The organism is Pseudomonas sp. GL_135 (assembly GCF_057834665.1).
In genome coordinates this window covers 2,702,804-2,715,785 of sequence record NZ_CM174408.1, presented here as the reverse complement: position 1 = coordinate 2,715,785, position 12,982 = coordinate 2,702,804, and the positions used below count along the sequence as shown (strand labels likewise).

General features: G+C 62.2%; 8 protein-coding genes. 7 read left to right on the top strand and 1 reads right to left on the bottom strand.

Translation table 11 applies throughout. The annotated features are described in order from the left end of the window. Window positions 1–2: 2 nt before the first annotated feature. The 7 genes from AC3ISG_RS11965 to AC3ISG_RS11935 all read left to right on the top strand — a co-directional run bounded on the left by AC3ISG_RS11965 (window position 3) and on the right by AC3ISG_RS11935 (window position 8,861). Window positions 3–950 (top strand): LysR family transcriptional regulator, encoded by a 948-nt coding sequence (locus tag AC3ISG_RS11965; RefSeq protein ID WP_122535220.1) that lies wholly within the window; start codon window positions 3–5, stop codon window positions 948–950. 279 nt (window positions 951–1,229) lie between these two features. After that, complete coding sequence (locus tag AC3ISG_RS11960; RefSeq protein ID WP_122535218.1) at window positions 1,230–1,610, top strand: MerR family transcriptional regulator; 381 nt, start codon at window positions 1,230–1,232, stop codon at window positions 1,608–1,610. A gap of 54 nt (window positions 1,611–1,664) precedes the next feature. Then, window positions 1,665–2,564 (top strand): hydroxymethylglutaryl-CoA lyase, encoded by a 900-nt coding sequence (locus tag AC3ISG_RS11955; RefSeq protein ID WP_489299379.1) that lies wholly within the window; start codon window positions 1,665–1,667, stop codon window positions 2,562–2,564. 687 nt (window positions 2,565–3,251) lie between these two features. After that, on the top strand, window positions 3,252–4,415 hold the full coding sequence (locus AC3ISG_RS11950) for an isovaleryl-CoA dehydrogenase (protein WP_122624943.1): 1,164 nt from the start codon (window positions 3,252–3,254) through the stop codon (window positions 4,413–4,415). Between the two features lie 16 nt (window positions 4,416–4,431). Further along, on the top strand, window positions 4,432–6,039 hold the full coding sequence (locus tag AC3ISG_RS11945; protein WP_489299378.1) for a carboxyl transferase domain-containing protein: 1,608 nt from the start codon (window positions 4,432–4,434) through the stop codon (window positions 6,037–6,039). A gap of 18 nt (window positions 6,040–6,057) precedes the next feature. After that, window positions 6,058–6,897, top strand: a complete 840-nt coding sequence (locus AC3ISG_RS11940) for a gamma-carboxygeranoyl-CoA hydratase (RefSeq protein WP_489299377.1) — start codon at window positions 6,058–6,060, stop codon at window positions 6,895–6,897. After that, on the top strand, window positions 6,897–8,861 hold the full coding sequence (locus AC3ISG_RS11935) for an acetyl/propionyl/methylcrotonyl-CoA carboxylase subunit alpha (protein WP_489299376.1): 1,965 nt from the start codon (window positions 6,897–6,899) through the stop codon (window positions 8,859–8,861). Before AC3ISG_RS11940 ends, AC3ISG_RS11935 begins: the two co-directional genes overlap by 1 nt. A 452-nt stretch (window positions 8,862–9,313) precedes the next feature. Here AC3ISG_RS11935 and AC3ISG_RS11930 read toward each other — a convergent pair whose 3' ends face one another. Next, on the bottom strand, window positions 9,314–12,799 hold the full coding sequence (locus AC3ISG_RS11930) for an indolepyruvate ferredoxin oxidoreductase family protein (RefSeq protein ID WP_489299375.1): 3,486 nt from the start codon (window positions 12,797–12,799) through the stop codon (window positions 9,314–9,316). Window positions 12,800–12,982: the final 183 nt, after the last annotated feature.

Genomic DNA, 12,982 nt, shown 5'->3' with positions numbered 1-12,982 from the left:
CAATGAACCTGAGCAAGGTCGATCTCAATCTCTTTATTGTGTTTGACGCCATCTACACTGAAGCCAACCTGACCCGCGCCGGCCAGATCGTCGGCATCACACAGCCTGCCGTGTCCAACGCCTTGTCCCGCCTGCGCGAAACCTTCAACGATCCGCTGTTCGTGCGCACGGCCCAGGGCATGGTGCCGACGCCGATGGCGCAGAACATCATCGGCCCGGTACGCAATGCCCTGTCGCTGCTGCGGGTGTCGGTGCAGGAAAGCCGGATTTTCAATCCGCTGCAGGCCAGCAAGAATTACCGCATCAGCATGACCGACCTCACCGAAGCAGTGATTCTGCCGGCGCTTTTCCAGCGGCTGCGGCGTCTGGCGCCCACGGTCACCATCGAAAGCTTTCTGTCCAAGCGCCGGGAAACGACCAAGGAACTCGCGGCAGGCCGGCTGGATTTCGCGGTGGATGCGCCGCTGAACACCGACCCGCAGGTGCGCCACGTCAAGCTGATGGAAGACCACTATGTGTGCGCCATGCGTCGGGGCCATCCGCTGGCGAACAAGGACGCCATTAGCCTGGATGATTACCTCGGTGTCGCGCACATTCATATTTCCAGTCGACGCAGCGGCCTGGGTTATGTGGACCTGGCGTTGGGAAAAATGGGCATTCAGCGCAAGGTCGCGTTGCGGTCCCAGCACTACCTGATGGCTTCGCAAGTGTTGCAGCAGACCGACATGGTGATGACCGTTCCCGAGCGCTTCGCCCGACGCAATGACCTGCATTTCGTGTATCTGCCGGTAAACGACGTGCCGACCGTGGAGACGCACCTGTACTGGCACGAAAGCACCGACCAGGACCCGGCGAACCGCTGGATGCGCGAGCAGATCATCGAGCTCTGCCAGTTGGTGACGGCGCAGGAACGCAAGTTGGGCAAGACACTTGAAGCAGCGGTGAAGTAGACCTTTGGGTTCGAGCCAGTAACAACGGATGCACGCGGTCTTTTAGTGGGACCGGCTTTAGCCGGGAAGAGGCCCGTATGAACACCATCAATTTCAGGTGTGACTGCCGACGCCTTCCCGGCTGAAGCCAGTCCTGCAATTGGAATGCGATCATCAAGTGATGAACGCGGCGATCCAGTGGGACCGGCTTCAGTCGGGAAGAAGGTATTGATACGCCCCTTGACGTTAACGTAAAGCCCAACTTACGTTACGCCCATGCCTTCCGTATCGAGCACTGCCATGACCGCTACCACCTATAGCATTTCCGACCTCGCCCGCGAGCTGGACATCACCACCCGCACCATCCGCTTCTACGAAGAACAAGGCATGCTCAGCCCCGAACGCCGTGGGTTGGAGCGGATTTATTCGGCCCGCGACAAGGTCACCCTCAAGCTGATTCTGCGGGGCAAGCGCATTGGCTTTTCCCTCGCGGAATGCCGCGACCTCATCGGTCTGTATGACCCTGCCGGTGGCAATCACAAACAATTGAGCACCATGCTCGAAAAAATCGCCGAGCGTCGCGCGCAACTGGATCAGCAGCTGCTGGATATTCAGCAGATGCAGCTGGAGCTGGACACAGCGGAAGAGCGATGCAAGGCCGCGCTTGAAATAACCAACTGAATCAATTCATTAGAACAACAACCTAAAGCCAAACCTTTCAGGAACGATGCCGCTATGTCTCTCCCTCAACGTGTGCGTCTGGTTGAAGTCGGCCCTCGGGATGGCCTTCAGAACGAATCCCGCCCGGTCAGCGTCGTCGACAAACTTCAATTGGTGCAGGATTTGGCCGACGCGGGCGTGAGCTACATCGAAGCGGGCAGTTTCGTTTCGCCGAAATGGGTGCCGCAGATGGCCGGGTCCGCCGAACTGTTCGCCGGCATCCGGCCCAGGGATGGCGTGACCTACGCTGCACTGGCGCCCAACTTGCGCGGGTTCGAGGACGCTCTCGCCGCTGGCGTGAAAGAAGTCGCCGTGTTCGCTGCCGCATCGGAATCGTTCTCCCAGCGCAATATCAACTGCTCGATCAGCGAAAGCCTGGACCGTTTTCTGCCGATCATGGAGGCGGCGCGCCTGCACGGCATCAGCGTGCGCGGCTACGTGTCCTGCGTGCTCGGTTGCCCCTATGAAGGTGACATCGCGCCGAAGCAAGTGGCGGCAGTCGCCAACGAGCTGTTCGCCATGGGCTGCTACGAGGTTTCCCTCGGCGACACCATCGGCACCGGCACGCCGGGCGCCACCCGCACGCTGTTCGACGTGGTGGCCGGGCAGATTCCGCGCGGCAAGCTGGCCGGGCACTTCCACGATACCTATGGCCAGGCGCTGGCCAATATCTACGCCAGCCTGCTGGAAGGCATTCACGTGTTCGACAGCTCGGTGGCCGGCCTCGGCGGCTGCCCTTACGCCAAAGGCGCGACCGGCAACGTGGCCAGTGAGGACGTGGTTTACCTCCTGCACGGCCTTGGCATCGAAACCGGCATCGATCTGGACAAGCTCATTACCGCCGGTCAACGCATCAGCGACACCCTCGGTCGAGCAAACGGCTCGCGGGTAGCAAAGGCACGTTTGTCGGCCTGATGTGCGACAAGTTGTCACACAGTGTTACCCTGCCCGCCATCGCGTTCAGGGAAACGGGTAACACGGAAACACCTGGCGACAGATTCGGCCTTGAATCCACGTCGGTGAATTCCGGAAACCCCCGAGAACCGGGACCTCAGCAAAGTTGGCATGGCTTCTGCTATGCCTTACGTACAACAAAAATAACAAATGCAATAACCCAATAAAAACAAGACGTATCGGCTCTGACATAACAAGAACAACACGGACAGAGACGCAGCTAACTGATTTTTTTGGAGTGGATCGCTCCACTTGGGGCTTTGGCCTCACGACCGTACTGAGAACAATAAAACTGCGTTCAGGCAGCTACCAGACGAGTCGGATCGAAAGATCGAAGCGGATCAGCGCTCAAAAAAATACGTTTGCTCTTGGCCCCCTTTGGGGTCGCTCAAAAAAAGCAAAAAAGGCTGGCTGCCAAAAATAACAACAGGCCACCTAATAATAAAAAGAGCATGCAGTTGAAATTGAAGGGGAGCCCAGGCTCCCCTTCGTGCTATCCGGCATTCGTAAACCTCCCCTTCTACCTATTCCAGCGGCCAGCACCTCGCCCCCGTTGACATCAACCCGACCGCAGGCTTACGTTAACGTAAAGGTGACACCGTTTATTCCCTCCTGACAGCCCTCCAATAACAACACGGGATGCAGTTTATGAATTACCCCACGCTCAACTTCGGCCTCGGCGAAACCCTCGACATGCTGCGCGACCAAGTGCGCGCCTTCGTGGCCGCCGAGCTTGCCCCGCGTGCTGCACAGATCGATAAGGACAATCTCTTTCCCGCCGACATGTGGCGCAAGTTCGGCGACATGGGCCTCCTGGGTATTACCGTCGATGAGCAGTACGGCGGCGCGGGCCTTGGCTATCTGGCCCATGTGATCGCCATGGAAGAAATCAGCCGGGGCTCTGCCTCCGCAGCGCTGTCCTACGGTGCCCATTCCAATCTGTGCGTCAACCAGATCAACCGCAACGGCACGCCCGAACAGAAAGCCCGCTACCTGCCCAAACTGATCAGCGGCGAGCACGTCGGTGCCCTCGCGATGAGCGAACCCAACGCCGGTTCCGACGTGGTCTCGATGAAGCTGCGCGCCGACCGACGCGGCGACCGATTCGTCCTCAACGGCAGCAAGACCTGGATCACCAACGGACCTGACGCCAATACCTACGTGATCTACGCCAAGACCGACCTGGAGAAAGGTGCCCACGGCATCAGCGCCTTCATCGTTGAGCGCGACTGGCACGGCTTCTCCCGGGGCAACAAGTTCGACAAGCTCGGCATGCGCGGCTCCAACACCTGCGAGCTGTTCTTCGATGACGTCGAGGTGCCGGAAGAAAACCTGCTCGGTGCGCTCAACGGTGGCGTGAAGGTGCTGATGAGCGGCCTGGATTACGAGCGCGTCGTGCTCTCGGGCGGCCCGGTCGGGATCATGCAGGCGTGCATGGACGTGGTGCTGCCGTACATTCACGACCGCAAACAGTTCGGCCAGAGCATCGGCGAGTTCCAGCTGATCCAGGGCAAGGTCGCTGACATGTACACCCAGCTCAACGCCAGCCGCGCCTACCTGTACGCCGTGGCCCAGGCCTGCGAGCGCGGCGAGACCACGCGCAAGGACGCCGCCGGGGTGATCCTCTACACCGCCGAACGGGCGACCCAGTTCGGCCTGGACACCATCCAGATTCTCGGCGGCAACGGCTACATCAACGAATTCCCGGCCGGACGACTGCTGCGCGACGCCAAGCTCTACGAGATCGGCGCCGGCACCAGTGAAATCCGCCGCATGTTGATCGGGCGTGAGCTGTTCAACGAAACCCGCTGACAGCGCCGGAGGCCCCATGACCACTCTGCACACCCTGATCAACCCGCGCTCGCCGGAATTCGCCAGCAACATTGACGCCATGCGCACGCAGCTCGACGCCCTGCACAGCCTGCTCGACCACGTCCAGCGCGGTGGCGGTGCGAAAGCGCAGGAACGCCACACCTCCCGGGGCAAGCTGCTGCCCCGGGAGCGAATCAGTCGACTGCTTGACCTTGGTTCGCCGTTTCTCGAACTCAGCCAGCTGGCCGCCCATGACGTGTACGGCGAAGACGTCCCGGCTGCTGGGCTCATTGCGGGCATTGGCCGGGTCGAAGGCGTCGAATGCATGATCATCGCCAACGACGCGACGGTGAAAGGCGGCACCTACTACCCGCTCACCGTGAAAAAACACCTGCGCGCCCAGACCATCGCCCAGCAAAACCGCCTGCCGTGCATCTACCTGGTGGACTCCGGCGGCGCCAACCTGCCCCGTCAGGACGAAGTGTTCCCCGACCGTGAACACTTCGGCAGGATCTTCTTCAATCAGGCCAACATGAGCGCCGAGGGCATCGCCCAGATCGCGGTGGTCATGGGCTCCTGCACCGCCGGCGGCGCCTACGTGCCGGCCATGGCCGACGAAACCATCATGGTCCGCGAACAAGCAACCATCTTTCTCGCCGGGCCGCCGTTGGTGAAAGCCGCCACGGGCGAAGTGGTCAGCGCCGAAGACCTCGGCGGGGCCGATGTGCACTGCAAAATTTCCGGAGTGGCCGATCATTACGCCGACAGCGATGATCACGCGCTGGCGCTGGCACGGCGCTGCGTGGCCAACCTGAACTGGCGCAAGCTTGGCCAGTTGCAGACCCGCCCGCCCCAGGCACCGCTGTATGCCGATGACGAGCTGTACGGCGTGATCCCGGCAGACGCCAAGCAGCCGTTCGATGTGCGAGAAGTCATCGCGCGGCTGGTGGACGGTTCGGTGTTCGATGAATTCAAGGCGCTGTTCGGCACCACGCTGGTCTGCGGCTTCGCCCATCTGCATGGCTACCCGATCGCTATCCTCGCCAACAACGGCATCCTCTTCGCCGAAGCCGCGCAGAAAGGCGCGCACTTCATCGAACTGGCCTGCCAGCGCGGCATTCCTCTGCTCTTTCTGCAGAACATTACCGGCTTCATGGTTGGCCAGAAGTACGAGGCCGGTGGCATCGCCAAGCACGGCGCCAAGCTGGTCACCGCCGTGGCCTGTGCGAAAGTCCCCAAGTTCACAGTAATCATCGGCGGCAGCTTCGGCGCAGGTAACTACGGTATGTGCGGCCGCGCCTATGACCCGCGCTTTCTGTGGATGTGGCCCAACGCGCGGATCGGCGTCATGGGTGGCGAACAGGCGGCCGGGGTGCTGGTGCAGGTCAAGCGTGAGCAGGCCGAACGCAGCAGCCAGACCTTCAGCGCCGAGGAAGAAACCGCGCTGCGCCAGCCGATCCTTGATCAATACGAGCACCAGGGGCACCCCTGGTACTCCAGCGCCCGGCTATGGGACGACGGCGTCATTGACCCCGCCCAGACCCGCGACATTCTCGGCCTGGCCATCAGCGCCTCACTCAACGCCGCCATCGAACCGACCCGCTTCGGCGTGTTCCGGATGTGACCCGAGAGAATCGCCCCCATGAATGATTTTGCCACCCTCGACATCGCCCTCGACCCACGAGGGTTCGCCACGCTCTGGCTCAACCGGCCGGAGAAAAACAACGCCTTCAACGCGCAGATGATTCGCGAGCTGATCATTGCTCTGGATCAGCTGCAGAAGGACGACAGCCTGCGTTTTTTGCTGTTGCGCGGACGCGGCCGACACTTCAGCGCCGGTGCCGACCTGGCCTGGATGCAGGAGTCGGCCAACCTCGACTACAACACCAACCTGGGCGACGCCCGCGAACTCGGCGAGTTGATGTACAACCTGGCCAAGTTCAAGGCGCCGACCCTCGCCGTGGTGCAAGGCGCGGCCTATGGTGGCGCGCTGGGCCTGATCAGCTGCTGCGACATGGCCATCGGCGCTGAGGATGCGCAGTTCTGCCTCTCGGAAGTGAAGATCGGGCTCGCCCCGGCGGTGATCAGCCCGTTCGTGGTGCAAGCCATCGGCGAACGTCATGCGCGACGCTATGCGCTGACCGCCGAACGCTTCGACGGTGCCCGGGCGCGGGAGATCGGGCTGTTGGCCGAGTGTTACCCGGCCGCCGAGCTGGAACAGCACCTGGAACACTGGATCGCCAACCTGCTGCTCAACAGCCCCCAGGCCATGCGCGTCAGCAAAGACCTGCTGCGCGAAGTCGCCGACGGTGAGCTGACCCCTGCCCTGCGCCGCTATTGCGAAAACGCCATCGCACGGATTCGCGTAAGCGCCGAAGGCCAGGAAGGTCTGCGGGCGTTCCTGCAAAAGCGCGAGCCCGCCTGGCGCGGCGATCCGGACACTCCAAAAGCCACGCGCACCCCACAAGGAGAGTCGCACTGATGAGCGTCCCGCACATGCAACCATTGAATTCGGTGCTGATCGCTAACCGCGGCGAAATCGCCTGCCGGGTCATGCGCACCGCCAAGGCCATGGGCCTCACCACCATCGCCGTGCACAGCGCCACCGACAGCCACGCGCGGCACGTCCGTGAGGCCGACATCGCGGTGAACCTCGGCGGCAGCAAGGCCAGCGAGAGCTACCTGCAGATCGACAAGCTGATTGCAGCCGCCAAGGCCAGTGGCGCCCAGGCCATCCACCCGGGTTATGGGTTTCTCTCGGAAAACGCAGGCTTCGCCCGGGCAGTGGAACAGGCTGGACTGATTTTCCTCGGCCCGCCCGCCGCGGCCATTGACGCCATGGGCAGCAAGTCGGCGGCCAAGTCGCTGATGGAAACCGCTGGGGTGCCGCTGGTGCCCGGCTACCACGGCGATGCGCAAGACGCCGCAACCTTCCGCGAAGCGTCCGCCCGCATCGGTTATCCGGTGCTGCTCAAGGCCACGGCTGGAGGTGGCGGCAAGGGCATGAAAGTGGTCGAGCGCGATGAGGATCTGGCTGAAGCGCTGGCCTCGGCGCAACGTGAGGCGCAGTCGTCGTTCGGCGATTCGCGCATGCTCGTCGAAAAGTACGTGCTCAAGCCGCGCCACGTGGAGATTCAGGTATTCGCTGACCAGCACGGCCACTGCCTGTACCTCAACGAGCGCGACTGCTCGATTCAGCGCCGTCACCAAAAGGTCGTCGAAGAAGCCCCGGCGCCAGGCCTGACACCACAGATGCGTCAGGCCATGGGCGAAGCGGCGGTGCGTGCGGCTCAGGCGATTGGCTACGTCGGTGCCGGCACGGTGGAGTTTCTGCTGGACGCCGGGGGCGATTTCTTCTTCATGGAGATGAACACGCGCCTGCAAGTCGAGCACCCGGTGACCGAGGCGATTACCGGGCTGGACCTGGTGGCCTGGCAGATTCGCGTGGCCCAGGGCGAGCCGCTGCCGATCACCCAGGCCGAAGTGCCGCTGAACGGTCACGCGATTGAAGTGCGGTTGTATGCGGAAGACCCGGCCAACGACTTTCTGCCCGCCACCGGGACGCTGGCGCTGTATCGGGAATCCTCCCAAGGCCCGGGACGTCGCGTTGACAGCGGTGTGGCGGAAGGTGACGAGGTCTCGCCGTTCTACGACCCGATGCTCGGCAAACTGATCGCCTGGGGCGAAACCCGTGAACAAGCGCGCTTGCGGCTGCTGGCGATGCTCAACGAATTCGCCATCGGCGGCCTGAGGACCAATCTTGCGTTTCTGCGCCGCATTATCGCGCACCCGGCCTTCGCCCAAGCCGAGCTGGACACCGGTTTTATCCCTCGCTATCAAGACGATCTGCTGCCAGCGGCCCAGGGCTTGACCGAGGAATTCTGGCAGCTGGCGGCACAGGCGTACCTGAGCACTGCAGCGGTGACCATCAGATCCGACGACGCCCATTCGCCGTGGTCGACCCCCCGCGGTCTTCGCCTTGGCGGCCCAAGCGAAGTGACGTTGCACCTGGCGTGTGGCGCAGAGTCCCGAAGCATGGTGATGCGGAGTGGTTCGCAGCAAGGCGTTCGTTTGAACGGCGAGCACTTGCTGATCGAGCGGGATGGCGTGCGTCGCCAGACCATCGCGATCCGTCGGGCCGAAACGCTTTACCTGCAATGGCAGGGCGATGTGCATGCGATCCGCTCGGTTGACCCTATTGCCGAGGTGGATGTGAGCCACGGCCATCAAGGCGGCCTCACCGCACCCATGAATGGCAGCATTGTTAGGGTATTGGTCAGCGTGGGCGAACAGGTGCAGATCGGCACTCCGCTGGTGGTGCTGGAAGCCATGAAAATGGAACACAGTATCCGCGCGAACACCGCCGGCACCGTGGCAGCGCTGTATTGCGCCGAAGGTGAGATGGTCAAGGAAGGGGCAGTGCTGGTGGAGCTGGAAGCTGAATAAATGTCAAAACCCCGGTGGGATCGGGCGTGAACGCGAATGTAGGACCGGCTTTAGCCGGGAAGACGTCAGGTGGCGCACCGCAAAATCGATGGCGTTCACAATGGCCCCTTCCCGGCTAAAGCCGGTCCTACAACGATTCGTGTGTCCAATGAGATTGTGTGCGAACGCAAATGTAGGACCGGCTTTAGCCGGGAAAGCGGCAGTCGGCACACCGCAACATTGAGGGTGCGCACACTGGCCTCTTCCCGGCTGAAGCCGGTCCTACTAAAACAATGCGTCAGTGAGATCGGGTGCGAACTCGAATTGTAGGACCGGCTTCAGCCGGGAAAGCTTCAGTCGTCACGCCGCGAAATCGAGCGTGGCAATACCGGCGTCTTCCCGGCTAAAGCCGATCCTACTAAGCGATGCATCCAGTTCGATCAAAGGAGGCCTGAACGACCTCCTCCCATTTTTCACGCCGCTACTTCGTACAACTTAAGCACTTCAACTTCGCCACTGACCAGGCTCTGGCGCATCCGCGCCGCCTGCAGTGCCGCTGCCTTCATGGCGCTTTCCTTGACGTGACCGTAGCCGCGTATGCGCTCCGGCAGGCGCGCCAGGTTCAGCGCGGTATGCCGATTGCCGGCGCTCAGGTGGCCGAGGATCAGCTCGATGTCGCCCACGTACGCATCAATCAGCTCGCGCTCCTGGCGACGCTCGACGCTGCGGCCGAACGGATCGAGCGCGGTGCCGCGCAGGAATTTGAAACGCGCGAGCACATCGAACGCCTTCAGCATCCACGGCCCGAAGCTGCGTTTGCGCGGCACGCCGCTCTTCGGATCACGCTTGGCCAGCCACGACGGTGCCAGATGAAACTCGATGCGGTAATCCCCTTCGAACTGCGCTTCCAGCTGACGGGTGAAGTCGCCGTTGCTGTACAGCCGCGCCACTTCGTATTCGTCCTTGTAGGCCAGCAGCTTGAAGTAGTTGAACGCCACCGCCTCGGTCAACGCAGGCGGTTGCCCCGGGAACAGCCGCGCCTCAGCGTCCCGCACACGGTTCACCAGCGTCAGGTAGCGCTCGCTCAGCGCGCCGTTCTGATAAGCGATCAAGGCGTGGACGTTGCGGGTGACACGCTCTTCCAGGGTCAGATGCTCAGGGTCCGGCGTTGTCTGGCTCTGCGGATTGGCCGCCGCTTGCACCGCAGGGAGGTCAAACGCTGCACGGCGCCCCCACAGGAACGCTTGCTGGTTCAGATTGACCGCCACGCCGTTAAGCTCGATGGCCTTCTCGATGGCCGCAGAGGTCAACGGAATCAGCCCCAGCTGGAAGGCATACCCCAGCATGAAGAGGTTGCTGGCAATGCTGTCGCCCATCAGCTTGGTCGCCAGGTCCGTCGCCTGCACAAAGTGAGTTTTGTCGGCGCCGACGGCTTCGCGGATGGTCTGCATCATCGCTTCGGCCGGGAACTCCGCGTCGGGGTTTCGGGTGAATTCGGCGGTCGGTGTCTGCTGGCTGTTGATCACCGCATGGGTTTTTGCGCTGTTGAGCTTGGCAATGGCATCGGGGCCCGACGCTACCAACAGGTCACAACCCAGCAGCAGATGGGCCTCACCGGCCGCGATGCGCACGGCGAACAGATCTTCCTGGCGCGCGGCGATACGAATGTGGCTGACCACCGGGCCGAACTTTTGTGCCAGACCGGCCTGGTCGAGCACGCTGCAGCCCTTGCCTTCCAGATTCGCCGCATAACCCAGCATCGCGCCAACGGTGGTCACGCCCGTGCCACCCACACCCGGCAGCAGAATGTTGTACGGCTCAGCAAGGCTCGGCAGCGTCGGCTGCGGCAGTTCAGCGAACGCCTGGGCCTGCTTTGGCAACTGCGGCTTGCGCAGCTTGCCGCCATGCACCGTGACGAAGCTCGGGCAGAAGCCCTCCACGCAGCTGAAGTCCTTGTTGCACGCGCTCTGATCGATTTCGCGCTTGCGCCCTTCCGGGGTTTCCTTCGGCAGCACCGACAGGCAGCCCGACTTGACGCCACAATCACCACAGCCTTCGCACACGGCCGGGTTGATGATGGCGCGCTTGTCCAGATCAACCATAGTCCCGCGTTTGCGGCGGCGGCGTTTTTCAGTGGCGCATGTTTGGTCGTAGATGATCACCGACACGCCCTTGAACTCACGCAACTCGCGCTGCACGGCGTCCAGATCGCTGCGATGGTGGAAGGTGGTGATCGGCGCAAACTGTTCGCGGCTCGGGTATTTCTCCGGCTCGTCCGAGACTAGGGCAATGCGCTGCACGCCCTCGTTGAACACCTGCCGGCTGAGCTGATCGACGCGCAGCACGCCGTCGATGGGCTGGCCGCCGGTCATGGCGACAGCGTCGTTGTAAAGAATCTTGTAGGTGATGTTGACCTTGGACGCGACCGCAGCCCGCAACGCCAGGTGCCCGGAGTGAAAGTAGGTGCCGTCGCCCAGATTCTGAAACACGTGGGGCGTTTCGGTGAACGGCGCCTGGCCGATCCAAGTCACGCCCTCGCCGCCCATCTGGGTGAACGTCTCGGTTTCCCGGTCCATCCAGATCGTCATGTAATGGCAGCCGATACCGGCCAGGGCGCGACTGCCCTCCGGTACGCGGGTCGAGGTGTTGTGCGGGCAGCCTGAACAGAAGTGCGGCGTGCGCTGGGTCTTGAACAGCGGCGCGGCCAGGGCTTTCTCCTTGTCGGCGAGAAACTGCAGGCGTGCGTCGATTTTCGGGCTGCTGTAGATCGGCGCAAGGCGTTTGGCGATGACCCGGGCGATCATCGCCGGCGTCAGTTCGGCCAGGTTCGGCAACAGCGAGCGGCCTTCTTCATCAAACTCACCGACAACACGGGGACGCTGATCCACCGGCCAGTTGTACAGCTGGCCGGTAAGCTGATCCTCAATGACGCTGCGTTTTTCCTCGACCACGAGGATCTCGTCGAGGCCTTCCGCGAAGCCGTGCACCGACACCGGCTCCAGCGGCCAGCTCATGCCGACCTTGAGTACACGAATGCCCACCGAAGCGCACAGGTCTTCGTCGATGCCCAGCTCCTCGAGGGCCTGACGCACATCCAGATACGACTTTCCGGTGGTGATGATGCCCAGACGCGGCTGCGGCGAATCGATGACCACCTTATTGAGGTTGTTGGCCCGGGCGAACGCGCGGGCGGCGTAGATTTTATAGGTATTGAGGCGCGCCTCCTGGGCGAGGGGCGGATCGGGCCAGCGAATGTGCAGGCCGCCTTCGGGAATCTGGAAGTCTTCGGGGATCTGCGTCTGGATGCGCAGCGGATCGACCTCAACGACGGCCGAGGAATCGACGTTTTCGGCGATGGTCTTCATGGCCACCCAGCAACCGCTGTAGCGCGAAAGCTCCCAGCCGATGATGCCGTAATCGAGGATTTCCTGGACGTTGCTGGGGTTGAGCACCGGGATCATCGAGGCGATGAAGGCGTGCTCGCTCTGGTGCGCAATGGTCGAGGATTTACAGCCGTGGTCGTCGCCGGCGAGGATCAACACGCCGCCATTTTCGGCAACGCCAGCGGAGTTGCCGTGCTTGAACACGTCGCCGCATCGGTCAACGCCCGGACCTTTGCCGTACCACAGGGCGAAGACGCCGTCGTATTTGCCGTGTGGGAATAGATTGACTTGCTGACTGCCCCAGACCGCCGTCGCGGCGAGTTCTTCGTTGACGCCGGGCTGGAAATGAATGGCGTTCTGCTGGAGATAATCCTTGGCGTCCCAGAGGCTCTTGTCGAGGTTGCCCAACGGCGAGCCGCGATAGCCTGAGATAAAGCCGGCGGTGTTGAGCCCGCGGGCTTCGTCGCGCTGCTTCTGCAGCATCGGCAGGCGGGTCAGCGCCTGGGTTCCGGTCAGGTACAGATTGCCGGTTGCGAGTCGGTACTTATCGTCCAGACGAATATCAGCCAGGGACATTCAGGCACTCCTTTATTTTTATTAGTGCGTTTTGAATGCGGCGCCAGCGGCGTTTGCAGCCTTGCCAGCGCCTCGCCGTCAGGACGGTTCAGCCCAACGGTCACAGACAAAATACTGCCTGCCCGACGGAGGCTTTTCCTTCCTAAATCGATGCGAATCTGCTCATATCGTGCATGCCCGTTC